This is a genomic window from Actinoallomurus sp. CA-142502 (assembly GCF_050936355.1).
GTDB lineage: Bacteria > Actinomycetota > Actinomycetes > Streptosporangiales > Streptosporangiaceae > Actinoallomurus > Actinoallomurus iriomotensis.
In genome coordinates this window covers 436427-461113 of sequence record NZ_JBNJMY010000001.1, presented here as the reverse complement: position 1 = coordinate 461113, position 24687 = coordinate 436427, and the positions used below count along the sequence as shown (strand labels likewise).

The 24687-nt window shown below is 66.8% G+C and carries 23 protein-coding genes and 1 pseudogene; 15 read left to right on the top strand and 9 right to left on the bottom strand.

From position 1 onward, the window contains the following. Window positions 1-711: 711 nt before the first annotated feature. Window positions 712-1485 (top strand): hypothetical protein, encoded by a 774-nt coding sequence (locus ACQEV1_RS02590; protein ID WP_433390662.1) that lies wholly within the window; start codon window positions 712-714, stop codon window positions 1483-1485. Window positions 1486-1825: 340 nt separating this feature from the next. Here ACQEV1_RS02590 and ACQEV1_RS02585 read toward each other — a convergent pair whose 3' ends face one another. Both ACQEV1_RS02585 and ACQEV1_RS02580 read right to left on the bottom strand, forming a co-directional pair. After that, complete coding sequence (locus ACQEV1_RS02585; RefSeq protein ID WP_433390659.1) at window positions 1826-2341, bottom strand: hypothetical protein; 516 nt, start codon at window positions 2339-2341, stop codon at window positions 1826-1828. A 1520-nt stretch (window positions 2342-3861) separates the two neighbouring features. Next, window positions 3862-4749, bottom strand: coding sequence for a hypothetical protein (locus ACQEV1_RS02580; protein ID WP_433390656.1), 888 nt, complete (start codon window positions 4747-4749; stop codon window positions 3862-3864). Window positions 4750-5226: 477 nt separating this feature from the next. On the opposite strand from ACQEV1_RS02580, the gene ACQEV1_RS02575 reads away from it, so the two are divergent. Both ACQEV1_RS02575 and ACQEV1_RS02570 read left to right on the top strand, forming a co-directional pair. Continuing rightward, entirely contained in the window at window positions 5227-5469 is a 243-nt protein-coding gene (locus ACQEV1_RS02575) for a hypothetical protein (protein WP_433390653.1), read from the top strand. Window positions 5470-6115: 646 nt separating this feature from the next. After that, window positions 6116-6511 carry a hypothetical protein gene (locus ACQEV1_RS02570; RefSeq protein ID WP_433406173.1) on the top strand — a complete coding sequence of 132 codons (396 nt, stop codon included), beginning with the start codon at window positions 6116-6118 and terminating at the stop codon, window positions 6509-6511. A 45-nt stretch (window positions 6512-6556) separates the two neighbouring features. Here the strand turns inward: ACQEV1_RS02570 and ACQEV1_RS02565 are convergent. The 4 genes and pseudogenes from ACQEV1_RS02565 to ACQEV1_RS02550 form a co-directional block, all read right to left on the bottom strand. Next, window positions 6557-6841 (bottom strand): annotated as a pseudogene (locus tag ACQEV1_RS02565) (ATP-binding protein); the annotation flags it as partial. A 133-nt stretch (window positions 6842-6974) separates the two neighbouring features. After that, window positions 6975-7274, bottom strand: coding sequence for a hypothetical protein (locus ACQEV1_RS02560; protein ID WP_433390650.1), 300 nt, complete (start codon window positions 7272-7274; stop codon window positions 6975-6977). A gap of 38 nt (window positions 7275-7312) precedes the next feature. Then, window positions 7313-7636 (bottom strand): MerR family DNA-binding transcriptional regulator, encoded by a 324-nt coding sequence (locus ACQEV1_RS02555; RefSeq protein WP_433390647.1) that lies wholly within the window; start codon window positions 7634-7636, stop codon window positions 7313-7315. A gap of 207 nt (window positions 7637-7843) precedes the next feature. Then, window positions 7844-8404, bottom strand: a complete 561-nt coding sequence (locus tag ACQEV1_RS02550; protein WP_433390644.1) for an ATP-binding protein — start codon at window positions 8402-8404, stop codon at window positions 7844-7846. A gap of 389 nt (window positions 8405-8793) precedes the next feature. Here ACQEV1_RS02550 and ACQEV1_RS02545 point away from each other — a divergent pair, with 389 nt between their 5' ends. After that, window positions 8794-9105: a hypothetical protein gene (locus ACQEV1_RS02545; RefSeq protein ID WP_433390641.1), complete on the top strand. Its 312-nt coding sequence runs from the start codon at window positions 8794-8796 to the stop codon at window positions 9103-9105. Window positions 9106-9507: 402 nt separating this feature from the next. On the opposite strand, the gene ACQEV1_RS02540 is transcribed toward ACQEV1_RS02545, so the two are convergent. After that, window positions 9508-10137 carry a hypothetical protein gene (locus ACQEV1_RS02540; protein ID WP_433390638.1) on the bottom strand — a complete coding sequence of 210 codons (630 nt, stop codon included), beginning with the start codon at window positions 10135-10137 and terminating at the stop codon, window positions 9508-9510. A gap of 524 nt (window positions 10138-10661) precedes the next feature. Here ACQEV1_RS02540 and ACQEV1_RS02535 point away from each other — a divergent pair. The 7 genes from ACQEV1_RS02535 to ACQEV1_RS02505 all read left to right on the top strand — a co-directional run bounded on the left by ACQEV1_RS02535 (window position 10662) and on the right by ACQEV1_RS02505 (window position 17312). Then, on the top strand, window positions 10662-11234 hold the full coding sequence (locus ACQEV1_RS02535; RefSeq protein WP_433390635.1) for a GNAT family N-acetyltransferase: 573 nt from the start codon (window positions 10662-10664) through the stop codon (window positions 11232-11234). Between the two features lie 149 nt (window positions 11235-11383). Continuing rightward, window positions 11384-13570, top strand: a complete 2187-nt coding sequence (locus ACQEV1_RS02530) for a DUF6461 domain-containing protein (RefSeq protein ID WP_433390632.1) — start codon at window positions 11384-11386, stop codon at window positions 13568-13570. Between the two features lie 152 nt (window positions 13571-13722). Then, window positions 13723-14337 (top strand): carboxymuconolactone decarboxylase family protein, encoded by a 615-nt coding sequence (locus ACQEV1_RS02525; RefSeq protein WP_433390629.1) that lies wholly within the window; start codon window positions 13723-13725, stop codon window positions 14335-14337. Between the two features lie 90 nt (window positions 14338-14427). Continuing rightward, a complete protein-coding gene (locus tag ACQEV1_RS02520; protein ID WP_433390626.1) occupies window positions 14428-15069 on the top strand; it encodes a ComEA family DNA-binding protein in 642 nt (213 codons plus the stop codon). 360 nt (window positions 15070-15429) lie between these two features. After that, on the top strand, window positions 15430-16080 hold the full coding sequence (locus tag ACQEV1_RS02515; RefSeq protein WP_433390623.1) for a hypothetical protein: 651 nt from the start codon (window positions 15430-15432) through the stop codon (window positions 16078-16080). Further along, window positions 16049-16681 (top strand): hypothetical protein, encoded by a 633-nt coding sequence (locus ACQEV1_RS02510; protein ID WP_433390620.1) that lies wholly within the window; start codon window positions 16049-16051, stop codon window positions 16679-16681. The genes ACQEV1_RS02515 and ACQEV1_RS02510 overlap by 32 nt, the downstream gene beginning before the upstream one ends. A 25-nt stretch (window positions 16682-16706) precedes the next feature. Then, window positions 16707-17312 (top strand): YciI family protein, encoded by a 606-nt coding sequence (locus ACQEV1_RS02505; RefSeq protein WP_433390617.1) that lies wholly within the window; start codon window positions 16707-16709, stop codon window positions 17310-17312. Window positions 17313-17317: 5 nt separating this feature from the next. Here the strand turns inward: ACQEV1_RS02505 and ACQEV1_RS02500 are convergent, their stop codons facing one another. Both ACQEV1_RS02500 and ACQEV1_RS02495 read right to left on the bottom strand, forming a co-directional pair. Further along, on the bottom strand, window positions 17318-17896 hold the full coding sequence (locus tag ACQEV1_RS02500; protein ID WP_433390615.1) for a suppressor of fused domain protein: 579 nt from the start codon (window positions 17894-17896) through the stop codon (window positions 17318-17320). Window positions 17897-17926: 30 nt separating this feature from the next. Further along, a complete protein-coding gene (locus ACQEV1_RS02495; RefSeq protein WP_433390612.1) occupies window positions 17927-20755 on the bottom strand; it encodes an ATP-binding protein in 2829 nt (942 codons plus the stop codon). A gap of 191 nt (window positions 20756-20946) precedes the next feature. Between ACQEV1_RS02495 and ACQEV1_RS02490 the strand changes: the two genes are divergently transcribed. From ACQEV1_RS02490 to ACQEV1_RS02475, 4 genes are read left to right on the top strand one after another with little or no spacing between them, the layout of a single operon-like run. Then, window positions 20947-23178 carry a hypothetical protein gene (locus ACQEV1_RS02490; RefSeq protein ID WP_433390610.1) on the top strand — a complete coding sequence of 744 codons (2232 nt, stop codon included), beginning with the start codon at window positions 20947-20949 and terminating at the stop codon, window positions 23176-23178. Further along, window positions 23175-23747 (top strand): hypothetical protein, encoded by a 573-nt coding sequence (locus tag ACQEV1_RS02485; protein WP_433390607.1) that lies wholly within the window; start codon window positions 23175-23177, stop codon window positions 23745-23747. Before ACQEV1_RS02490 ends, ACQEV1_RS02485 begins: the two co-directional genes overlap by 4 nt. 2 nt (window positions 23748-23749) lie before the next feature. Further along, window positions 23750-24187 carry a hypothetical protein gene (locus ACQEV1_RS02480; RefSeq protein ID WP_433390605.1) on the top strand — a complete coding sequence of 146 codons (438 nt, stop codon included), beginning with the start codon at window positions 23750-23752 and terminating at the stop codon, window positions 24185-24187. A gap of 32 nt (window positions 24188-24219) precedes the next feature. After that, window positions 24220-24675, top strand: a complete 456-nt coding sequence (locus ACQEV1_RS02475; RefSeq protein WP_433390602.1) for a hypothetical protein — start codon at window positions 24220-24222, stop codon at window positions 24673-24675. Window positions 24676-24687: the final 12 nt, after the last annotated feature.

The following is a 24687-nucleotide window of genomic DNA, read 5'->3' as shown; positions in this document are numbered from 1 at the left end:
CAGCACCCGACCTGCGTAGACAGGTTCGGGCGCTGTTCGCGTTGTGTCCGGCTGTGTTCGACCGTCACCGGGCGGCGGCGGGTGGCTTGCCAAATACGTGCCGACGCTTCAGGCCCAGAGAGCTACCTCGATGCGTCGCTTTGAGGGTTTCGTAGTGTCGTCCCTGCGGTCGGACAAGCGCAACGATGTGAGGTCGCGGTCTGCCCGGATGGGTACGTTCTCTACGTCGTCAAGGCGGCCCGACAAGCTGTCCGCCCGCGCCGCCGACTCGGCGCCCGCCATACGACTCCCGCTGACCCTCTCGCTCCGGGCAGACCGAGAAGCCGGGTCCCCTGGCGCGGACATAGCTTGATCCCCCGGGCCGCCGAGCCGTCAGACGGTTCGCCGAGGAATCTTGCTGCCAGTCGCGTGGACGGTTGCGCCAGGCTGGTGGGTGCCTCCGGCGGGGGCACTCCGGTTCGGCATGACCACGAATCTGGTTCGGTTAGTGGGGTGGCTGAGGTGGAAGCCTGGCTATCCCGCCCGCCGAGGTCCCAGGCCAAGCCGAGCAGAGCCGCCGGCGGTGGCAAAGGTCGTTCTTCCGCAGGGAGCTCCACCGTCACCAGCACGGCGGCCCGCGCCCCGTGGGGTGGGAGGGCGGCAGACGGGAAGGCCGGGCAGGAACTGGACGATTTGACGTCGAACCCTGTCATGGAGCACTAGTGTCCATGTGTGACTGACTCCAGTGAGCCGCAACTCTCGGACGACGATCCAGATGTCGAGCCTTTGGCCGCCTGGGAGCGAACACTATCTGCAATATTCGGCATTTCTCTTGCCGCTGGTGGGGCTGCTGCCGTCTTCGTTACAAAAAATCAGGCAGGAAGCGTCGCTCTTCTATTGATAGGGGGCGTGCTTCTCGTGATGACAATTAATGGCACACCACTACTTGGTGCTAAGTACGGTGACAAAGAGTTGAAGCTTGGTCGGAGGCGTAAGCGCGCCCTGGCTAAAGTCGCGGAAGAGTCGCCGGAAGTGGCGCGTCAAACTCTCGACGTCTTGGCGGAGTACGACCCGCGAATTCGAAATGACCCCAAGGCTGTAGCGATTTACGCGGAGACATACGAACAACTAGTTTTGGCTAATTTGCGACTCGTACTTCCACAGTATCGGGTAATCGAACAAAGGCATGGGGTGGACTCAGGTGTTGACGCCGTCGTATACCTCAAGGATGAGCCAATCGCTAACATCGTCATAAAGTATTCGCGGTCGGGCGCTCCAATCACTGCATCTAGACTGATGGATGAGTTGGGGAAGCATGCCAATAGTAAACTTCCAGTTTTGATAGTTGCCAACGCCCTGGCTCCATTCGAAATGAAGCGTCGATTGAGAGAGGCGAAAGAGAGATTCAATGTCCTGGCTCATTTCATTCAATGGGAAAATCCTGCCCATAACCGTGGGCTCAAATTTGAATTTGAAAGCCTAATTCGGATTGAACACAATTCATGAGTCTTCTGAGCTGCGCGCGCTGTCGGCCTAGTGCGGTGCCGCTCCGGGCGATCTGAGCGACTAGCTGAGTGACAACGGGCATGCATGGCCGTAGACGCTCACGGATTCGCGCGGACCATGTAGCCAGGTAGGCGCCCCGGCCATCTGTAACCAATGTGCCCTGATCTTCTCTCGTAATGAATAGATTGTCGGAGCGATTCCGACAAGCGAAGATCGTCCTTCCGATCCAAGATAGCTCTATCATCGCCACCGTCTGAAGATCCTTCTCCCTGGGAGTGTGGCGACGGCGAACCGGGAAGGCCTGGATATGGAGATTGTGCGAGCAACCCCACTAGTCGCGTTAGCTCGAAGACTCAGGATTTATCTTCTCGCGCAGGCTGTCCATTTCCGCCACAACCTCGGTGCCATACTCTTTCAGGCTGTAGACCCTTTGGCGCAGCCTCAGAGAATTTAGGCATATTATGACGACGACAACAGAACCTAGGATGCCGACGAGCGTTCCGCTGGTGGCAAATATGCTCGTTAGGGTGATCCTATAGTTCGAAATGCGCATGAGATGTGGACCGTCGGGACCCGTGAGGCTATTGGCTATAGCAAAGAAAATGCCGCTCATGATTGCAGTTATAGCACTTATAAGGGTAACCTTTAGAACGTCACTTATCAATCTCGTATTCAGGGCTTCCCGGTGCTGCGCCAAGCCATTGAGCTCGTGCAATTCGTCGGCAAGAAGATTCAATCTTTTTTTAGCTCTAGAGCTACTGTGATTTGCTATCCAAGATTGAACTCGCGGTGTGTATATGTTTGAAATTATCGAGAGAGGGATGGATAGGGCAAGCCCAAGAAAGAACAGCGCCACTTTTCTATCCTACCTAGACAGATATCGCGATAGCGTCATCGCCTCAGTTATCCAGATACAAGGCATGCCCGTTACCGTCCGGGCCCGATCGGGAGTTGCCCCGGAGTCCAGACAGGAGTCCACCCAGGCAATGAGTTCTTCTGAGACGCTCATGTATCCCTCCCTCCCTCCATCCCTAGAAACGAAAAAAGCGCCGCACGAACACCTCGGTCGCGGTCTCCTGCTAACCGCATGGTGTCCACACAACGCTTGGTTGGGGGTGGCCCAGTCTCCTGAGCCGGTATTTAGTTATCTTCACTCCAGGCAAGCCACCGAGCATGTCGCTCTCCCGCTCGGCTACCCGTCGCAGGAGACGGGCTGTCCGGGCTTGCCCGACCCAGAGTCTAGACAGACCCTCCCAGCGTGTCTCGCCATTCGTATGAATTCGGATGAGGAATCAGGCCCGATAGGTCTGCCCCGTGCCCGCCAGAGCGGAGGGTCACGGTCGCGTACGGCCGTCAACAGGCAGCACGCCAGGAAGATGCAGGTCAGCAGAACCGCAGGCGATCGCTGATCAGCGGCGCCGCCCGCAGAAGACGAGAGCCTCTATGCAAGAATCCGGAACATCCGCGGAATGCCTCGACGGTATGCAGGGCTCGGCTTAGAGTCGCTGCAGGCCAGCGAGGAAGTGACGCCCAGATCCATGGCGTCCTGTGAATCCGCCGGCGCTTGGTGCGGCCTCTCCTGCTGTACAGCACGGAAGTACAGCAGGACCGCTGTACAGCACCTCTCGTGATCGCACGACAACACACGTCCGAGCAGGGCAAGCCAGCGGTGACCGTGATCGTGCCGGTAGTTCGCATCGAGGGGGTCATTCAGACGGCGGACGCTCAAGGCGATCGCCCTGGATGATCGCCGTCCGTCGTGGCTGGGGGCGATCGCTGCCGCGCGGCTTCCGGCGCTCGGGCCGTGGCCGGCCCTGCGCTCCGGGTCCGCTTGCCACCGGATGCCGGGCTCCCCGTCACACGGCCGTTGCTAACGCTTCTGCTAACGACGGCTCTGGACGGTCGTGGACGGACCTAGACGGCGCTGGCGTCCGGCAACAGGTCAGCGGACGTTTGTGGACGGTCATGGACGTGTTCGATCTTGCTACGGATCAGACGGCCAGGCCGTGACGATCGCTGTGGGTGGTTGCTCGCCCCTTGAGTTGGGGCGATCGGCTGACGCGCCGCTTCCGATCCTTGGGCCGTGACCGGCCCTGCGGTCCGGGTCGCCTCATCCTCGGCAAGGTGGTTCTCGGCACAAGCCAAAGCGTTGGCTGTATCGCCTGGGGAGTACCGGAATGCCGCGGTGCAGCAGCTACCAGGAGTAATCGCCAACCCACATTAGAACGACGCGTCCCCATCGCAGCTAGATCCTGCGGGACGAACAGCGCTGGCCCTCCCGCCAGAGGTATACGTAGTCGGCCAAGCTGTTAACCCAAATCGATAGAGGCCCTTACGTCAATCGCACGGACTAGTGTTACTGAGCACAATTAGCCTCTAGTTCTTGATCCTGACATGCCCGACCCGATTAAAAACGGCAATAGGCGTTAGAACGAGAGCCGATGTTCTGTTATCGAAATATGCAGCATTGCCAAATACTGTCGCTCTTATCTGGGCGTCAACCCTGAGGCGTTGACGGCCTTGGGCGGTAACAAGCTCCTGGGCGGACGCAGTATTGCCTTGTGGGATGTCGAGGTGTAGTGAAACCGTGCCCGGCATTGTAAGTTGGTCACTGTCTGTCGACAGTTCAGCGAGCGAAAGTCTCGTATTTATACCTCCGTCGACTTCTGATACTTGCCATAGCGCATCTATTAGAACGAATTCGCTGCGGCTACCAGCCGATTCGAATTGCTCGCGCTTGGCAACGGCGATCAGATTATCAATTAGCTCGTCGGTCGTAATGGTGGCTTTCGATTTAACCAATTCGCTAATCTCGCTTACGCCGATCTGCGGAAGTCGAGCCAGATCTGTTCGCATATCCTCTACTCGGTTGATCGAATCTATCACTCGTTCGGTCAACCTATGCGGATCGGAAGGTACTCTGTATAGAAACTCCATACCTTGCTGCTCTTCGTGGTTGGTGGAGGCCTTCGCGCCGTGCGCACCAAATTCAACACCTCGGACTCTCTTCCCACTACTCGTTTGCTTGATCTCTTCGGGATTCAATTCAACCGAGTATTGCGCGGCAAGCGTCTGCAATGTCCCGATGTCGACGTAGTCACATATGACCGCACCCAAAGAACTGCGCGAAATTTGCTCAATCCGAGTGGTCAGTGTGCCGACTCTCAGGCGGGTAAGGCGACTTTGCATATACGTCGCCACAGACGCAACAAGGGCTCCTGCGGCCGTCGCTGCGGTAGTCAGGTATATAGAATAGTCGGTCATATTTGGAGGCTGCCGTGTCGATACATACTCCGAGTCTCACGATTGTTACGGTCTGGAATCAATTAGTCGGACGCGACAAAACCCGGATATGGGGCAATCCGGATCTCGGGATATGTGCGAGTGTGGCCCGTCCGGTGTTGGCGATGACGTTAGATACTGGGCGAGCATGGATCACAAGCCACGCTGTCGGCGACCCACTGGCCGCCGACCGCACGGCGCGCCTCTGCGATTCCGGAAGCTATCCGACGTCCCTGCGGACCTGCTCGTCGTAGGCGGCAAGCGCGACGGTGAGAAGGTGGAGGCCTCCGCCAGTGCCGCATCCGGCGGTTGCTGGCGACAGACGCTCCGAGGGGCGTGAACGCCGTGAAGTGCAGTGGCTCTCACGCCCTCCGCCTCAGCCCGGCGACACAGCCGGTTAGGTACCGTGCAGGGCGGACAACCGACCAGCCGGGAGATATTCGCTGGTATGTTCCAATTGTGCGGGAAGAGATGTGGTTTCCGCCGTTCGTCCGCATCAAAGGCCGTGGCCGGTACGCCTTACTTCTGGCGTGGAGACTCGACAAGTACGGCAAGTGGCACGGGCGCATCGCATGGCTCGCCCGTGAACAAGTCCTCTGGAAGGGCGTCGACGTCTGGATGCGAGCAGAAGACCTCGAACAGGTCCAGGTCCAGGACTACCGCCGAGTCCCCCGTAGACACGACGACGACGTCCCCTTCTGAGGCCAGGCAATAGCCGCCTCACCACCGGGTCGGCCGGGTCCATCGTGAGTCGCCAGCGGACGACGGCCCAGGTACGGCCCCTGGGCGCGTGCACTTAGCGTGCAACTAGCCAGGGTGAACAGAGGTCAATAAGGGTCACTCGCGGGCAGCCGCATCCGCAGGTCAGCGGCGCTGACGGCCAGTCTCCATTTGATTCCCAAGCTGACAGTAGGGAGGTCGGTTGCCGCCAGACCGTTCCGGGTCATTTTGGCCCGTCTTTCAGCAGGCAGAGCTGGGTGCAGCGGTGGGTGACGTGTTCGTTGCAGTGCGGGTGGTTACGGCGGGGCGGTGTACTGGATAGTCTCCGGGCGGATGTTCGGTTTCCCTTCCTGGAGGAAGTGTGGGTCGCCTGATTCGTTGTGATGTCGTGTTGGCGACCGTCGCGCTGATCGCTGCTCTTTCGGGGTGTTCGGGAACCGCACCGAACAGCCCAGGATCGGGAGGCCACGCGGGTGGGCCGGGCCAGAAGGCGCCGGGAGTGATCCCGATGGGGCCAGGTCCTCAGCATCCCTACACCGTGCAGGCCCAGCCGCCGGCCAACAGTTGCCACTACCGCCACACCGGGGACGGACAGCCACTACCTGATGTGTCGTGCACGCCGGGTGCCTTGAATCCTGATGTCACCCAGGCAAGCCTCGCGACGACGATCTGCCGCAAGGGCGGGTTCACCGGCGGCATCCGCCCGCCAGCCAACATCACCGACAAGGAAAAACGCGCCAACGCGCTCTCCTACGGCTACACCGCCTCCTTGCACGACGCCGAATACGACCACCTGGTCAGCCTCGAGCTGGGCGGGGACCCCGACGACCCGCGCAACCTGTGGGTCGAGCCGCCATCTCCCGGCCACCGGGTTGGCGCGGGCCCGAACAACCCCAAGGACGCCGTCGAGACCCGCCTCCACACCGCCGTCTGCGCCGGCAAGGCCACCCTGTCTGCCGCCCAGCAAGCTATCGCCACCGACTGGACCACAGCCGAATCCACCCTCGGCATCAGCCGAGACTGACACCACCTCGCGACACCTCACCGGCACACAGCCGCCGAGGCTCTCGTTGGAGGCGATGGCGACGCTGGCGTTTTCCTCGCGTTCGGTGAGGACCTGGAAGAGCAGCTCGGCCCCGCGGCGGTCGAGTTCCATGTAGCCGAGCTCGTCGACGCAGAGCAGGTCGACGCGGCCTAGCGGGCGCTGGTCTTGGTCAGCTGCTTGTCGTCGGCGGCCACGGGCGAACCTCAGGCGGAGGTCGCCGTCGTCGTCGAGCAGGGCTCGCCCTCCGACCTCGCCACGCCGGTCGTTGAACGGCTCGCGAGCCTCGACCCATGTCTCTGCGTTTCGCATGGAGGAGGAATCCGTCCTATGCGCCGAGTCTGCTCAGACCCCACTATGAGTTATCCAAAACAACATTCGTGCCTCTTCCTGCCGGTTGGGCATCGTAGGCTCTACTCGACAGGCGTCGGCAACTCGCAGCCGTCTACTCGCTCTCGCGGTTGAAGCCCTCGACGGCATCTCTGATGAGCTTGATCCATTCGACGCGGTCGCCATGTTCGCGGGTCCTGCCCTTGCAGACGTAATTATACGCCATGTAGGCGGGGCTGGAGCACCATTTGTCGATGTACTTCTCGTTTTGAAGAATGAGGGCGATGGCGAGTTGTTGTTCCAACGTCAAATGGGGTGACGGTTCGTCGTTGTTGCATCTCCTCGCCCATAGGACATGCGGGGCAAGGCTACGCGCGAACTCCAGCTCAGCCTTGGTCAGGCGAGTGCGGCCCATGACCTGTTCCCCTTCCAGAAAGATGGAGCGGACCCACGTCACGCTGTTCGGCGGCGACGGAGCGTCGTTCGTTTGAGCAGGATGCGTCGCATGGCGCCGTAGCTGTAGTCGAACTTGTCGGCGACCTGGCGGATGCTCCAGCCCTGGTCATAAAGACGGACGGCATCGACCTCGAGCTGCTCCTGGTCCGCGTCTTTCGGCGTGGTCGTGCTCTGCAGGAACGCCCGGATGTCTGCTAACCGGTAGCGTCGGTGGCCGCCGGGGGTCAGCACGTTGGGCGTCAGCCTTCCGGTTCGGGCCCACAGGGCGAGGGTGGCCACGCTCACGCCGCACAACTCGGCCGCCTCGCGGGGCTTGAGCAACTCGTTGTCCGGCCGATCCGGTGATATCGAAGGCACAACAAAGACCAATCTCAGTTGGGGAGAAAAGGAAGGGGGCGAAGGGGCGCCACTGCCAGCATCCAGCGCCCCATCCGCAGGACCGCGCGGGGCTCGGGGACTACCCCGGCCGCGGTCTCCTGCATCCGCCCCAGCCACCTCGCATGCGCACGAAGCAGCCGGAACGGAGACTCAGACAATCGCGAGCCGCATCAGCGCGCCGCGTTCGTTGTCAGTCAGCGTTTCGCCGGTACGGGGGATGACCGCGTGCGCGGTCTTGCCATACACCCCAGCCACGAACCACAACAGCCCCAGACTCTCCACGATCGGCACCCCACGCCCCGACAGGGACAACCCCTCACCGTCGCGCGGCGTTGGCTTGGGCACCGTGCGGTCGGCGTCGATGACGTACAGATGCGTCCACCGGGGGCGTACGGCGATCCCAATCCAAAACGGCCCGTTACCCGCGGCGTGGCAGATGGCGTTGGTGACCAGCTCAGACGCGGCGAGAGTCACGTCGTCAACGTGTTCGCGGTCGGTCCTGGCCACACGGGAAAGACGGCGGCCCACGAAGCCGCGGGCGGTCTTGACCGGGTTGGTCGACGCGGTGGACAGTCGCCGCCAGGTGGAACCGTTCGCCGATCCCACGATGAGGTCAGTGCACCAAAGCGTCCGAGGGATCCGGGGCTTGGACGGGCCGGCGAATCCCCCGGCCACCACTCTCACCTCCAGCGGGCGGCCCAGATGTGCCATTGCGGCCCTCCAATTCCGGAGGCGACGAGCAGCCTGACCGACCGCGTGGGGCAGGGCCGGCATCAAAAAACATTTCGACCGTGGGGGTTGGGTCATCGTCCGCCTCGTAACCTGCGACTCCTGGCAACTGAACGATCCGTCGCACCTCCAGACAGCCTCGCGTCTCAGCAAGGACCTCTCACGGGCACACAAGGGACGGCTAGGGACGTCTTGTGTTGATGGTGGCCAGTATCTGCACGGCCTGGAGGATCGCGGTGAGCGGGGTCTTGAAACTCGCCGCGCGGGTGCCCCGGACGGGTACCCCTATAGCTGGAGTGGGGTGCAAATCTCACTCGTGATTAAGATGCCTGTCATCGCAGTATTTATGCTGATACGCGATCATGGTCGACATGGTTGACGTGACCATTGGGGAACCTGTCGATTCCCTGCTCACGGTGAAGTTGCAGGGTGAGACCTGGGAGTTGAACATCTGGGCGTCCGCATCGGACTTCGGACGACTCCGCGAGATCCGGAGCGCCGACTGGGCGGCGCGCCGCTCACTCGCGATCGGCACCTCGGCCGGCGCTCCCGTGTACTGGGCCACAAGCGACGACCAGGTGACGATCTTGATCGGTCACGATGACGAGACATGGGATATCGCCGTCATGGTTCCACTCGGGGCCGTTGATGAGATTGTGTCTCTCGTCAAGCGATACGAATGAGGCGCAGCGCGAGCGGGTGGCCGACGGCGATGCATGGGGCGATCCGGCCCACCACCGAGACATTCGTCGCCAACTGCGCAGGTCGGCGGGCAGGACGGCGGGCAGGACGGGAAGACATCGCCGACCCTTTGTGAGTCCGTCAGCCCTCGGGCGACTCCTGCTGCTGTACAGCACGGGAGTACAGCAACACCGCCGTCCAGCATCTGTTGGGATCACACGGCGACACACGTCTGAGCAGGGCGAGCTAAGTCCGATCTGCAGCCCGCCGATAGTTCGGGACGAAGAGGTCGTGGGTTCAAATCCCGCCACCCCGACGCAGGTCAGAGGCCTTGTACCACTGTGGTACAGGGCCTCTTCGGGTGCTTGGCCGCCTATCGACATGGGGGCTCGCGCCTCACCGTTTTATCTTGAGGGCGAGTCTTCAAATCGCGTGACCAACTGCTGAACGAACGCCCGATACAGGTACTCCAGCGCCCCATCGTTGGTCTCATACTCGGCGAGGTCGCGTTCGATCACTTGCTGGGCCTCCTCGCATCGCCCCCGCAGGAACAGGAACGCGACGTGATGAAACGGGCTGTAGCTAACGTTCGCCACCAGACGAAAGTCCCTCAGCGCGAACTCGAAGCGCTCATCATCGGCGAGGTCACGCGCGAACGGCATCCCGTACGCCTCGACCAACGTCCGCAGCCGCTCGGCCGCCGGCGTCGCGTCCTCAACGGTCTCGACCTCAAGCTCCAAGAACGAGTTCGCCGGAGTCAGGTACCCGATCGACCTGCAGACCGTACAGCCGATTCCACGGGAGCGGTCCACCAGCAACTCGTCCAGCAGACGTTCGAGCGGGTCACATCGCACGCCCATGACCGGGTTGACCCAGAGCGGATGACGCTTCGTCGAGGTGTTCAGGCCGAGCCACGCCAGATAGCCGTTGCCCAGGTCGTAGGTAAAGATATCGCCGGCCCGCTTGCGCCAACCCGCCGCCTTCATCTGGTCGCGGGCCGCCGCGCTGAACGCGGCGATCAAATCGCGCATCACGGGCGACACAGTACGCCGCCGCGTAAGTGAGGAAGGACTCCGGATACGCGAGAGCGGATGGGACCCCTGCAGCGCTGATGCCGAGTCGGCGCAACCCCTGGAGCCACCAGCTGCGTATCGGAGCATCCCACGGCTGCGCCAGAAGTACCGGACCGCCTAAGAGGCCGCCTATCCCTGCGCTCCACCACGAACGTCCACGATCTTCGGTGGAGTGCTCGGCGCTGGTCGCAGCGTGCGCACGCAGGTCGCGGGAGGCTTGGGATTCCTTCGGGACGAAGAGGTCGTGCGTTCAAATCCCGCCACCCCGACCGGCTCAGAACCCCCTTCCGATCACGGAAGGGGGCTTTTTGGTGTCCGTACGGCGGCCGAGTACAGCCGCGCCTACGAATCGAGCCGCTTGAGCGCACTCTTCTGCCGATGAGCGGGCACTTCGTTCTGCCCGCCCGCCGAGAATTCCATTGCGAGTGGCCTGGCACCGGATGTCTGATTGATCGGCCACCAACACGGGAGGGAATATGAGGCTCATGCCGCTGCCCACCCCCACGCTGCACACCGCTCGCCTTCGGCTGCGTCCCTTCGACGATGCGGATGCGGACGACCTCTTCGCGCTGCACAGCAGCGCCTACGTGCTGCGTTACTGGGACGCGCCACCGTGGAGCGACCGCGCGCGCTCCGAGCGGTTCATCGACGCTTGCCGGCAGATGGCCGAGGGGGGTACCGGGACGCGGCTGGCCGTAGAGCGTGTTTCCGACGGGATGTTCATCGGCTGGTGCAGCCTGAACGGGTGGAATCCGGACTACCGCAGCGCGTCGATGGGCTACTGCTTCGACCATGCCGCGTGGGGCCACGGCTACGCGACGGAAGCCGCGCGCGGGTTGCTGCGGTGGGCGTTCGACGCGCTGGACCTGAACCGCGTCCAGGCTGAAACCGATACGCGCAACGTGGCATCTGCCCGCGTTCTGGAGAAGCTCGGGTTCGTGCGCGAAGGGACGTTGCGGGAGGATTGCATCGTGAACGGCGAGGTCTCCGACTCGTGGGTCTACGGGCTGATCAGGCGAGAGTGGCGGCCGTCATCCGAGCCGATTCCCGCCCGCTGAGTCCCCCTCGCTCGCAGGACGGCACTCGGCCGCCGGCTTCATGGCGTGCGCTCTGGTACACCGGCCCGGCCGTCCCGGACGACAGCCGTACGTGCGGCTATGTCGACGTCTAGAGTGTGCCTCCGGTCGTTCGGGTAGCCGGGGGTGCTGTGGTCGAGGTTCCTGATGCGGTATTGGCCGAGCTGGCCGGGCCGGTCGCCACTGCGCTGCCGCTCATCGTCGCCCGCATTCCGCCGGCACCGGCGGCCGAGCTCGGTCGGTTGCGGGTAACCGCCGACGGGGACACCTGGCCGACCCGCGGATCGGCCGTCGGGCACCGGCGGATGGCCCGATCCTCTTCCGGGGCTCGGTCGGGGCGGGGCGACTCGCCGGTTCGTGACGCGCTCGGCTCGCTGCCGCAGTTGCTGGTCGAGCGCTTGCTGGGTGCGCTGGAGCTGACCGTGCCGGAGCTGGACCTGGCCGGCGCCCCGGACCTGACCGGTTTTCTGGGTGAGCCACCCACCGGCAACGTCGGTGTCGGGATCATGAGCGGGACGAGCGAGGCCGTCACCGGGGCGGCCATGCTGGACCAGATCCGGCCTGGTGTGTTGCCCTTGGTCGCCGCGCTCGCCCGTCGGCTGGCGGACCACCCGCGGGTGACCACCCTCCTGGCGGTGGGGCCTGAGATCACCGACGAGCAGGAGATCGCTGCGGCACACGGCGCGGTACGGCTCGCGCTGGCGGTTGCCACCGCTGCCGCCGTCCTGCACGGGGTGGGCGTCCGGCCCTGGGCGATCGAACCACCGGCGGTGCTCGGCGTCGCGATCGGCACCGCGGTGCTCCTGCTACGCGAAGCTCCGATGCCCGCCGGCTACGCCACCGCGCAACTCGCCCGGGCCCGGGCGGAGCACCTGCTGCCCCGTGGCTCCGCCGGATCGGTGCCGGTGTCGGGGCACCTGTTCGCATTGCTGGAGGGTACTGAGATCCCGGAGGCCGACTTCGACGGCAATGGGCTGGTCGTGGTCGTTCCGGGCGGTGCGGTGATCCGCACCGGGGTCGAGACCGGGCACGTCCGGATCCTGTTGCGTGTCCTGGACGGGCCACCGCCGGACGTCGCGACCGGCTGGGAGGAGATCGTCGAGGTCAGCTGGCGGGCGGCCGTCGGCGCTGCCTCCGTGGTCGGATCCGACCCGGTCGAGCCGCACCTGCGCAAGGTCACCCCACCTTGGCCGGGCGACTACCGGCTGCGGGTCCACGCCCGCGGTCGGGACGACACTGACGAAGGCGACACCGAGCACTACGAGCTGGTGGTGTGGCAGGCGCCCGCCGCGCCCGAGACCGTGTACGCACGTACCGACCGGCTCGGCCACCGGCTGCGCGGCGAGCCGGAGCCGGCACGGCCAGAACGACCTGAGGCCGCCTACCGGTGGCTGCGCCGCAGCTCGCTCGCCGAGGCCGCGACGGTCACGGTGGTGACCGGGGCGGACGTCGCGGACGTTCTGCGCGCCTTCGGCGCTGACCCGGCCCGGCCGGAGTCGATACGGACCATCAGCGAGGACCTGATGAGCCGGCAGTCGATCGATCCGTGGGTCGCGGTGCTCGACCTCGGCGGCGCCGTGCTCGTCGTCGAGTACAACGGCTGGCAGGGCTCGAACGCGCTCGTGCTGACCCGGGCATCCGCCGGCGGGCGGGCCGCCAGCATGTTCTGGAACGTCAACGCGGTGACCCGGCTGTCTTTCGCCGAGCACGGCGAGGTGTTGCTGTCGGTGGAGCCGTTCGCCGACCTCGACGCGCCACCGCAGGTCGCGTCGGCGCTTGCGGGCCTGGACTTCGCCGACTACCACCGAGGCAAATGGCTGATGGGCCTGGTCGCGGTGCAGCGGTTCACCGGCCACGGCATCACTGCCGAAGACCTGGCCCGGATCGAGGCCGCCGACATCGGTTTCCGGATCGTGCCGGACCTGCCCACCCTGTACCCGCGCCGGTCGAAGCCCGGCGACCCGCCCGACCCCGCCACCGAAGCGCTGACCGGGCTACCCGAACCAAAGCTGCGGGACCTGGCCTGGTGGGCCGCCGCGGAGGCGGCCCGCTACGCCGGGCTCGGCAAAGACCCGGACATCGTTGCCACTGTCGCCGCCCGCGCCCTGACCTCGGAGGCCCACCTGCGCGCCCGCCGGTCCCAACTCGACGGCGGCGAACATCCGTGGGTCTGGCTCGCCCTGCACCGCGCGACCAACCCGGACCCGGTCGCCGCGGTCACGGACACCGTCGAGGCGGCCCGCTACGCAGCCGGACCGTACGCGGCCAATCTGGTCGCCGATGTTCGGGCCCGGGCCGATCGGTCCGCTCCGCGATGACGGACTGATCAGCTGATCGAACATCTCAGGCGCCAAGCCGTTGTGGCGGTCTGGGAATCGGTGGACTCTGAGGTCGGGAGCGGCGTGTCCCCTGAGGTGCGGGGAGTACGCCACCTGCCTGTCCGACCTCGAGGAGCCCGAAGGACGGTGCCATGAGCTACCTGCAGACACCCGCCGAGACCAACGCCGCGGACCAGACCGGTCGTCTGTATGAAGCCGACCGCGCGGCACTGGGGTATGTCGCCAACTACACCCGGGTGTTCGCGCTCCAACCTGCCGTCTACGCGGCCTGGCAGCAGCTCAACACCGCGATCAAGGCGGACATGGACATGCGGCGCTACGAGTTGGTGACGTTGGCGGCCGCGCGGCGTCTGCGGTCCAGTTACTGTGCTCTCGCGCACGGAAAGGCGCTTCGGGACCGGTTCTACGATGCCGAGACGGTGGAAGTCATCGCCACCGACCACCACGATGCCGGCCTGGACTCCGCCGACGTCGCGGTCATCGACTTCGCCGAACGCGTGGTCACCGATGCGACTGCCATCACCGCCGACGATGTCGCTGGGCTGCGCCGCCATGGACTGTCCGATACTGAGATCTTCCAGGTTGTGCTGACCGCCGCCGCCCGGTGCTTCTTCAGCACCGTCCTGGATGCCGTGGGGACGGAACCCGACTCTCAGTACCGCACCTCGATCGAACCCGGCCTCCAACTCGCCCTCACCTTCGGCCGGCCCATCGCAACGGCGGATACCCCAGATGAGACGCCCTGAGAGATCGACCGACGGGACTTCTGATTCTTCTGCCGGGAAAATCGTCGGGCTGGCGGTGATCCGGTGCTCCTTCCGACTCGTCCAATATCCATGGGCAGAAGAACTCGTACGGCCGTCAGCGTGATCTGGGCGCTCGTGCCGCTGATCACTGCCGGCATCGCCACGACGCTGGTCTTCGTGTTTCCGGCGATTCGCCTGCGTAAAGCCATCCACTGGCTCGTGGTGGCCGGCTACCTGGCACTGACCGTCACGGGTTTCGCCACTGCGAGCTCGCCCGACTCCTCGGCGGGCAGAAACGTGTTCGCCGCGGCGATCGTCGTCCTGTGGCTCGGCGGCACGGCGCACGCGTTCGCCATCCGTTCGCGGGTGTTCGCCACACAGCCACCCCTGGCCCCCGGCTACGAAGGCGCCGTCCGGATGGCCACCGGGCGGCGCGAGCTTCGCACCGCGGCTCGCGAGACCGCACGTGACCCGGTCATGGCATGGGAGCTGCGCATCGGGCGGCCGGACCTGCCGCGCGGGTTCGACGACGGCGGCCTGGTCGACGTCAATCATGTGCCGCCGTACGTGCTGGCGCAGCTGCCGGGCATGAACGCCGAACTGGTTGACCGGATCCTACGGACACGCGAGCAGTGCGGCGGGTTCACCTCCGTGGAGGAGCTGTCGGCGCTGGCGGAGCTGCCGCCCACGCTGACCGAGACACTCGGGGAGTACGTCATCTTCCTGCCGTAAGGACCTCCCTGCCCGGCGTGGGCTTCGTTCGCGGATTCGCCCGTGCGCGTGGTTACTCACGACGATCCTTAGTCGCCGGTATTCGGACAGACTAAGGTAGCCGGATTATGTGCCCGACATGTAGCTTCGCTCGGAATTTTCCCGTGATCTCACCGTCTTATCGATGACCAGAAGGCGCTTCCTACGAAGGTCAGCCAGTGGCTGCGATCAGGGCGAGAAACGCATATTGGCGACTGAGTGTGGATCGCATTATCTCCTTGGCCGCGCCGACAAGACTCCGTGCGGCTTCGGCTTCGGCTTCGCGCGGGAAGATCAGTGCAGGGCCTCTTCTCATGCCGGTTCGCGTGAGAAGATCTCCCCATGCAAGGGGGCGGAGCGGTCGAGCGATCGATCTTCCGTGGAGTCGAGTACTTTCTGCGCCGCCCCGCGACCGCCACACGTCTGAGCGGCACCGCCGCCGAGGCGGCGGAGCGGACGGCGGCGCGCGATCTCGCCCTGGGACGTGACGTCCTCGCGACCCTGGGGAAGGCTGGTCCCGAGGGACACGCGGCCGAGGACATCCTGCGTCGATACAAGGTCAAGGTGGAGTTCAACCGCGGCGAGGGCAGCTACTACGACGACCATTTCAACACCCTCATGGTGGACCTGGAAGAAGAGGGTCATCCGGCCATCGCCGTCGTCCACGAGGCGGAGCACATCGCGTGGGAGAAAGAAGGGCGTAACGCCTTCGCGCACATCAGGACTCTCGACCGTGACGGCTACATCGAGGCGCAGATGTCGGAGGAGGCGGACGCGCTGGTCAAGGAGACCCGGGCCAACGTAGAACTGCAGCGGCATGACCCGGACCTGCCCGACGCGCCGTTCCAGGATGACTACCTGGCCGGCGGCCGCGAGAAGATCATGCAGCTCCTCAGGGACGGGCACGTCGTCACGCCGACCGACGGAAGAACGTACGCCGAGTACTACGGGGAGGAATGGAATGTCCACAACCTGGGCCGGCATGCTCCCTGACGAGGCGGACGTCCGGCGCGTCGTGAGTGCGGCGCTGGCGGCCGCCGGCAGGAAGGCCAAGAGCGCGCAGGCCGCGGCTTCCACCACCACGATCCGGCGGATGGACCGGTTGCCGGGCGGCGCGCACGTCATGCGGTTCGACACGTACCCGCACGCCCGCAACAGCTTCTACATCGGGCTCCTGGCGCACGCCGTCTTCTATCTCACCGAGTCCCCCGACTCTTTCAACGCGATGATCCGCGCGAGCGGAATCCCCGGCGTGGTCCCCGACGACGCGCTCGCGATCGCCCGCGCGTACCTCGAGACCACCCGGCCGATGCGCCGCTTCGGCCGGATCCTCAGCGACGCGGCGGACGTGCGCTGGGCCCCGGTCAGGACCGACGAGGAACGACGACGACTCGACGCCGCCGTCGAAGCCGTGTCGGCGGTCGTCGCGCCGCCCGCCGTCGACCTCCACGATCGCGGCTTCGCGATCACCGCGTGCGTCCTCTACGACGCGACGATCGAACGCCGAGTCCTGCTGGTGGGCCACGACGGCCACGTCGACGAGATCAGCCGGAGCCCGGTCGCCTCCGGCCTCCCCGTCCCGATGAGCCGGTAGATCGAGACTGTGGTAGTCAAGCGGGGTGGAGTACTTCTTCTACTGTCGTGACAGGCAGGGCGTCGGGGATCTGCGCTGGGAGATGGCCGAAGAGCACTGGGCGTTCATGGACCGGTACGCCGAGAAGATGATCGCTCGCGGTCCCACGCTCACGCCCGACGGGGAGGAGGCGACCGGCAGCATGCACATCGTCGACCTGCCGGACGCCGACGCCGCGTACGAGTTCGCGTTCCAGGAGCCCTACTACCGCGCCGGTGTCTTCGACGAGGTGCTGGTACGCCGCTGGAACAACACCCTTGGGCGCACGATGTGGGAGTTCGCCGGCGGCACGGCCGGTCATCGGCGGTTCCTGATCCTCGCGCACGGCAGGACGGCGCGTATCGCGGACCGCGTTGCGACGGTCGAGGAGAATCGCCGGTACCTGGCCGAGGCCTGTTCCGAGGGCCTCATCGCGCACGGGCCGCTGCTGTCCGAGGACGGGGCCGACTGGATGGGAACGGCGTCGCTGGTGGAGCTGCCCGACCGCGACGCCGCTGAGACGCTGGTGCGGCAGGACCCCTTCGCCCAGGCCGGGCTGTACGAACGCGTCGAGGTTCACGACTGGCGGTTCGGCGGTCGCCCCGCCGAGTAACGAGTTCAGACGGCCGAGGTCCGGTAGACGTCGAGCAGGTCGGTGGCGCGCGACTCCCACAGGTCACGGAGCGCCTCATCGTCTCCGTGCTCGCGTACCAGCTCGAACTCCGCGCGGGTGGCGGGGATCAGGGTGATGTACCGCAGCGCGAGCTCGTCGTCGTCGTAGAAGAGGTCGAAGGCCTCGTCGGCGTAGGGATGCGGCGAGGCCAGGAGGAACTCGATGGCGGTGCCGGGGATCAGCGGCTCGGCGTTGACATACCCGCCGCCGTACTCATACCCCTTGCCGCTCCGTACGGCCCGGTCGGCGACGACGTGCAGGAGATACGCCGCCTCCTGCTCCTGACCGGGCCGGGCGGAGACCACGAACTCCCCGGGACACGGACCGGTGACCTTCTGGAAGCGCACCCCCGTCGTCGCCACCGAGACCATGGCGTACGAGGGATGCTCATGGAAGCCGATGGAGAATCCCCGGTTCCGTCCGTCGATCGTCGGGCCCTCGCCGCGTACCACCGGTCCCAGGTGACGTTCGGCATGGGCGAGGAGCCCTTCGTAGCGCCGCGGATCGGCGTGGGGATAACTCACCGGCCGAACCCTAGTGGTGGCGCACGCGCATCAGGGCGCCGGGAGGTAGAAGCGCAGGAGGCCGTCGATGTTGCCGAGGTCGGTCGCGGCTTCGGTGAGGCGCGTCGCGAAGTCGTCGTCGCCGCGGCGGGCGGAGGCGGCGGTCTCGATCGCCGACGGTGTGGCCGTGCCCCAGAGGGTGGCTTCGCGGGCGGTGTGGTCGCGCTGGTCGCGGTCCCACCAGCGCGACACGTGCTCCAGCTGCTCGGCGACGTCACCGCCCGGCACCGCGCGTCCGTAGCGGTGTTCCCACTCCGGGCTGGACGGGTGGCGGGGGCCGTCGGGCGTACGGCGGTGGGTGGTCTGGAGTTCTTCCAGCACCAGGCACCACCGGTACGGGACGGTGAACCATTCGGGTTCCTCGCCCGTGCACACGGGGCCGCCGTTCAGGCGGCCGCGCATCGTCGCGACGAGGTGGTCGGCCAGCCTTCCGGGGTCGGAGCGCGCGGCGATGGCCGAGGCGCGTGCGGCGACGGCGCCGTCGACGGCGTGGGAGAGGGCGCAGTCGCGCAGCCGGCCGGGCAGTGCCCGCAGCGCGTCGAGGATCGCCGGGGCGGGGACGGGCGAGCCCCAGCCGGACAGGTGGGCCGCCGTGGCGAGCTCGGCCCACAGCACGACCTGCGGGTGGTCGGTGAGGACGCGCTGGGCGGTGCGCATGTCCCGCAGCGTGCACGGCGAGGCATGGCAGTCGGTGCCGCACGTGGTGCTGCGCGGGTCGACCAGCACGGCCGGTGAGGTCGTACGGGCGGCGCGGGTGGTCTCGACGGCGGTGCCGTCGGGCATCCGGGCCAGGTGCGGGTAGTCCATGCCGTCGGTGAACACGGCGCCCTCGCCGGGGCGCAGCGTGACCAGGAACTGGCTCTGGGCGTCGGTGATGTTCATGGTCGCGCCGACCGCGTCCCGGTCGTCCTTGGCGGGCAGCCGGTGCACGATCTTGACCGCGGTGTTCTTGATGACGTCGGGCACCAGCTTGGAGGGGATCTGCTCGGCCACGATCAGCCCCTCGCCGTACGCGCGGATCTCGGCCAGGAGGCCGGCGAACATCTCCACCGCGTGCGCCGCCGGTCCGCTCTCCTCGCTCTTGCGCAGCAGGCGGTGTGCCTCTTCGAACACGCTCAGGTGCGCGAGGCCGGTCGCGGCGCCGCTCATGCGCTGCCGCATTCGCAGGTACTCGACCAGGCGTACCAGGACGGTGCCCATGAGGAACGCCTTGTCGCGGTCGTCACCGACGTCCTCGATCTCGAACACGACGTTGCGGGCCAGCAGCCGTTCGAAGTCGATGGGGTGGCCGCCCTCGAAGAACCGGCCGGTCGTGCCCAGCCGGAGGCTGGACAGGCGTACGCGGATGAACCCGCGGACGTTGTCGGTGATCTCCTTGCCGTACCCGATCTCGGTGACGACCTGCTCGGCGGCGGCCTGCAGGTCCGCGAGCGTCGGGTAGCGGGGCGCGGTGCCGGGGGTGCGGGGTTCGCCGAGGGCCAGGTCCCAGCCGAGCTGCTCGTAGCAGCGGGTCAGCGCCGCGGACAGCACCTGCGGGAACGGCTCGTCGGACTCGAACGCGGCCAGGAACAGCGCGCGTACGAGGTCGGCGTGGGTCTGGAGGGGGAACGCCCGCCCGTCGGCGTCTCTGGCGGGTTCGAGGGGGTTGATCCCGGCGGCGATCGCGTCCACCTCGCCGGGCCGGATCGCGACCACCTCGGCGGCGGGCAGGCGCGCGGCCATGAGCCGGTACTCGGCCTTGGCTGGTTCGACCACGAGCCACGGCAGACCCGCCGCGCTCGCCGACGCCAGCAGCCCCCGTACCGTCTGGGACTTGCCGGCGCCGGTCGCCCCGCACACGAACGTGTGCCGGTTGAGGCTCTCCAGCGGCACCGACAGCGCCCCGACGTCGGTACGGTTGCGGTCCAGCACGCGTCCCAGCGGCACGCCGCCCGCCGCGATCTCCGGCGTGACGTCGAACTCGGGCCGTACGACGAACCTGACCCCGGGCACCTCACGCGCCGGCGGGCGGGCCAGCGCCGCGACCAGGCGGCTGGAGGCCTCGAACGGCCACGCCGCGCTCGTACTCTGCGGAGCGAGCGCGTACGGCAGCCCGTCCAGGTCCGCCGACGCGCACACCAGCGCCGCCACTCGCGCCGCCGCCCGCGGGTCCGTTCCGCCGGCCAGCAACCAGACGCGCCACAGGCCGCTGGTGGCGGCCTGGCGCAGCTCCCGGTGCCGGCGTTCGAGCCGCGCCGCCTCGACCGCGTTCTCCGGCGAACGCTCGGCCATCGACTGCGCGGTGTACGCCCGGTCGGCGACGTCGTCGGCCAGCCGCCCGGTCTCCTCGGCGCCGACCGGCTCGGCCAGCAGCAGCCACGCGAACGGCCGTGTCCACACCGACAGCAGGCAGTCCTCGAGCGAGGGCCGCGTCACCGGCGCCGCCCGGTCGGGCTGGTCATCGGTCAGCAGGCCGTCGGTGACCCCGCCGATGCGCACCCACGACGGGAACTCCCGCATGACCTCGGCGACCGCCCCCGGCCCCAGCATCCGGCCATGCCCGCCCACAGGCAGGCTCAACGCCGCGCCGCCGTCGTCCTCCTCGGTGATCAGCCCGTGGCCGCCGACGAAGACCTCCACCGGCCCGGCGGCACTCTCCCGCCGCCAGCCGAGCAGCATCGGATCACCGCTGTGGTACGCGGACACGAGCGCCGCGAGCCGCTGGTCCCGGCCGTCGTCCCGCTCGGGAACCTCGCCCTCGTCCGTCAGCCGACGCCGCGGAACCTCCGCCAGCCGGCACGCGGGCACGCCCCGCACCACGTCCCATACCGGTTCCGCCATGGTCAGTCGGCTCCCGTCGAGGCCATCAGGTGTCGGCAGGCCAGGCTAATGAGCGCCGTTCCAAACAGAAAGCGGTTGTTGCGAGCGCAAGGGGTGACAAGTCCGCCATTGCTCTGCTTGAGTTGGTGGTCGGGGATAGTCAGGCATGTTGTTAATAACGGGTGACCTGGGGGTACGGGGGTCTCGCTGTCATGACCGTCGCGCCGGTCGATCGGCAGTCGCTGTTGCAGCGGCGTTCTCTGCTGTTCTCTCCGGAGCCGCGGCTGGGTTGGATCTTCCGTGACCGCTGGGCGTTCTACACACCGTTCACCGAACCCGAGCCGCGGCCGCAGCGGCTGCCCGAATACCTTCACCGGCAGGTCGTGGCGACCGAAGAGACGGCACGGCGGCGGCTGAGCCGGGCCCTGCCGGTGAGCGGCGTCGCGTTCGTCATCCTGGCGCTGTTCTCGGCGTACGCGGCGAGTGACGGCTCCCTCGGCGGGACGGCGGTGCCGCTCGGTTCCCTCCTTCTGTCGCTGGTCTGCCTGGCCCCCGGTGCGGCGCTGACCGGCATCGCGCTGTCCGCACGCCGCAACGCGCGCGAGGCGTACGAGCTGGCGCGCGGTCAGGCCGACCAGGCGTACGAGAACGCGACGCGCGACTGGCGGGTCCGCCGGCACCACCACGAGGCGAACGAGCACGGCGCCGCGAACGGGCGTCCGGAGTGGGGCGCGGTCCCGCGCCCGCTGTCGCCCCGGCGTCTGGACGTGTTCGGCGGCACGCTGTGGGGCTGGGAGGCGCTGCTCAGCACGTACGGCGCATCGGCGCTGTTCACCGGGCCGCTGCTGGTGATCGACCTGTCCCGCGAACTGGTCTGCGGCGAACTGGCGGCACTCGCCCGCGCCGCGCGGATCGACGTCGACACCCAGCTGTTGCCGACCCGGCTCACCGAGTCGACGCTGCTCTCCGGCCTGGGGACGCGCGAGCTGGTGGACGCGATCGTGGAGTCGATGTACGGCGGCGGCCCGGAGGCCGCACGCGCCGAGCGCAGCATGGACGACCGGATCCTGACCAGCGTCTGCGACGCTCTGGGGGAGAACGTCACGCTCGCCCGGATCGGCGCGGCGCTGCGCGCCCTGATGGGCGAACCCGACGACTCACCCGCGCTGGAGCGCGACGAACGCCGCCGCATCGCGAGCGAGCTGTTCAGCGTGGAGTACCGCCGCCAGGCGCACGCGAACCTCTCCCGGATCGAGTCCTACATCCACCCCATCGAGCGACTCGGCACCGAGCAGACCGAACGCCCGCCGGGCTACCTCACCTGCATCGCGCTGGACAGCCAGGCCCGCAACGTACGGTCGGAGCTGCTCACCGACCTGGTCGTGCAATGGGTCACCCACCGCGTCGCCGCGTCGCCCGACCCCCGCCCGTCGGTGGTGGTGGCCGGCGCCGACGAACTGGCCCGCCGCCACCTCGAACGCCTGTCGGACGCCTGCGAACGCCGCGGCGTGCCCCTCACCCTGCTCTACCGGCGCCTGCGGGAGACCGGAGAGGAGATGATCGGCGGCGGCGCGGTCGCGTTCATGCGCCTCGGGAACCACCAGGACGCCGCCCACGCCGCCGACTTCATCGGCCGCGACTACAAGTTCGTGCTGTCCCAGATCACCAAGAACGTCGGCGGCAACGAGTCCCACACCGACTCCGAGACCGTCGGCACCGGAGACTCCGACACGATCAGTCTCTCCACGTCGATCGGCACGTCGACCAACTGGGGCACCACCCGCTCGTCCGGAGCCACCCGGTCCGGCAACGGCCCGTTCGGCGACCGCTCCACCAACACCGGCGACTCCCGTACGCGCGGCGGCGGCACGAGCGAGACCGACACCCGCGGCGAGAGCCGCTCACTGTCCCGTAACTGGTCCAGCGCCTACTCCTACGCCGTAGGCACGAACTGGAGCGACGCCGACACCACCCAACGGGTGTACGAGTACGCGGTCGAGCCGGTGACGCTGCAACATCTACCCGACCACGCCCTCCTGCTGGTCGAGACCCTCCCGGGGGGCGGCCGGAGCATCACCCCGGTCGAGTGCGACCCGGCCATCGTCACTCTGGACCGCGTCGCCACCACCCCGCTCCCCGACCCGCCGCCACGCCGCCCCACCCCGCCCGCCGGCCGGGCGGCGGTCCCGCAGCCACCGCCGTGGGCCAGACCACCGGCCGTCGAGCCCCCTCGGACGCAGCTCCCGTACGCGCCCGGACCACCGCCCGGCTATCGGTCCGGCCCCCGGCCCACGCCTCGAGACCAGGGGCAGACCTGGCCCCGCACCTCTGGACCACCGGCCAAGCCACGGCGCCCCCGGCTCCCCGGCGCACCCCACCCCAAGCCGGAAGACGACGGCCGATCGGGCCCCCCACCGCTGTTCGGCGGAGGCGATGGCCGATGAACGTTGATCGCACCCCTGACGACTCCGACGCGAGTCCCGAAACCACCGGGGAAAAGCCAGACCGGCCCGCACCGCCCCCACCGGACAAGCCCGGCGCCGACGGCTGTCCCTCCCGCGCCGACAGCCGCCTCGGCGCGACCGCCGCCAACGACGCACTCGTGTCTGATGACAAGTCTCTTCGCGAGAGCCTTGATCCGGCCGGAGCCGAAGGCGGCTCCAACGTGATCGGTGATGCCAGGCCGGACCCCACCGACCGGACGGGCGACCGGATCGCGGGCCCGGGGAGCGACAAGGACTCCCGACTCGAAAGACTGCGCAAGAGGGGCTACGAGGGCGGTCGGGACGCCCTCGAGTCCGCGGGTAAGGCCACCGACCGGGCACTTGACCTCCTGATGCGCCACCCGCCAAGTGGTCATGCTGAGACCAGGACCGGCCCGACGATGACCGAGGTACCGCACCATGGGATCGAAACCGGGAACGCGTTGGCCGCAGCCATGATGGCCAGTGTGCTGTTCGGTGAGGGGATCCGCCGTCTCCGCGGACGGACAACGCACACGAAAGGGGCCTGAAGATGCCGGTAACCGATGAGCAGGTGGCGACGTTGCGTGCTCATTTGGCGGGGGACGTCGAGGAATATCAACGACGGTGGGGGCGACTAGACCGGAATGCCGCCCGAGCCGGCTATATGGCACTTCTCGCAGCCGCTTTCTTCGAGGCGGTGGACCGGCGATTCGCCCAGAGCGGCACGGCCGCCGACGTGATCGAGTTCGTAGGTGCCCTGCGGGCACGGTTGGATGAGGACGCCGATGAGGTCGATCCGGTCGTGGCCGAGCGCCTGATTCGGGACGCCCTCGGCGACGGATCCATCGATGACCTGGATGAAGACACGATCATTTCCACCAAGGTCCTGCTTCTGACGGCTTTGATCTCGGATGAGAAGCTCGGCGACGCAGAGCTGGACGAGTTCATGGCCACGGCCCGGTCACTGGGTGATCGCCTGATGAGCTGAACGGCGAACAGAGAGCCGGAAGGAACAGCTCGATGACGGTGACCGATGAGCAGGTGGCCGCGCTGCGCGCCTTCCTGGCGTCTGAACCTGACGAAGCCGAGCGGCTGACCGGGCAGCTGGTCGAGGCCGACCGCCTGGTCGGGTACGGCGAGTTGGTCCACGCCGCGTTCGTCACGGCGGTCCGCCGGCGCTTTTCCCCAAGCTGGTCGATCCCCGAGGTCATCGGCCTGGTGGCGACGGTACGCGCTCAGTTGCTCGACGACGGAATCCATATCGATCCACGTACATCCGAGAGCCTGATGCGGCATGCACTCGGCGACGCCGTCGCCACTGATCTGGAGAAGCCGGCCACGGCTCGCGCGCAGGTCCTGCTGTTGGGTGAGCTGATCGTCGATGAGGGCCTCGACGACGCCGGGCTGGATGAATTCCTGGCTCAGGCCCGTACGCTGGCCGACCGGCTGATGTCCGGTGTGACGGATCGCCGCTAGGTTCGCGAGCCG

Bases quoted from the DNA above. Each gene is read 5' to 3' on its own strand.
- ACQEV1_RS02580 (WP_433390656.1), bottom strand. From the start codon at position 4,749: ATGACCGACTATTCTATATACCTGACTACCGCAGCGACGGCCGCAGGA.
- ACQEV1_RS02560 (WP_433390650.1), bottom strand. From the start codon at position 7,274: ATGGGCCGCACTCGCCTGACCAAGGCTGAGCTGGAGTTCGCGCGTAGC.
- ACQEV1_RS02550 (WP_433390644.1), bottom strand. From the start codon at position 8,404: ATGGCACATCTGGGCCGCCCGCTGGAGGTGAGAGTGGTGGCCGGGGGA.
- ACQEV1_RS02545 (WP_433390641.1), top strand. From the start codon at position 8,794: ATGGTTGACGTGACCATTGGGGAACCTGTCGATTCCCTGCTCACGGTG.
- ACQEV1_RS02535 (WP_433390635.1), top strand. From the start codon at position 10,662: ATGCCGCTGCCCACCCCCACGCTGCACACCGCTCGCCTTCGGCTGCGT.
- ACQEV1_RS02525 (WP_433390629.1), top strand. From the start codon at position 13,723: ATGAGCTACCTGCAGACACCCGCCGAGACCAACGCCGCGGACCAGACC.
- ACQEV1_RS02520 (WP_433390626.1), top strand. From the start codon at position 14,428: ATGGGCAGAAGAACTCGTACGGCCGTCAGCGTGATCTGGGCGCTCGTG.
- ACQEV1_RS02515 (WP_433390623.1), top strand. From the start codon at position 15,430: ATGCAAGGGGGCGGAGCGGTCGAGCGATCGATCTTCCGTGGAGTCGAG.
- ACQEV1_RS02510 (WP_433390620.1), top strand. From the start codon at position 16,049: ATGTCCACAACCTGGGCCGGCATGCTCCCTGACGAGGCGGACGTCCGG.
- ACQEV1_RS02495 (WP_433390612.1), bottom strand. From the start codon at position 20,755: ATGGCGGAACCGGTATGGGACGTGGTGCGGGGCGTGCCCGCGTGCCGG.
- ACQEV1_RS02490 (WP_433390610.1), top strand. From the start codon at position 20,947: ATGACCGTCGCGCCGGTCGATCGGCAGTCGCTGTTGCAGCGGCGTTCT.
- ACQEV1_RS02485 (WP_433390607.1), top strand. From the start codon at position 23,175: ATGAACGTTGATCGCACCCCTGACGACTCCGACGCGAGTCCCGAAACC.
- ACQEV1_RS02480 (WP_433390605.1), top strand. From the start codon at position 23,750: ATGCCGGTAACCGATGAGCAGGTGGCGACGTTGCGTGCTCATTTGGCG.
- ACQEV1_RS02475 (WP_433390602.1), top strand. From the start codon at position 24,220: ATGACGGTGACCGATGAGCAGGTGGCCGCGCTGCGCGCCTTCCTGGCG.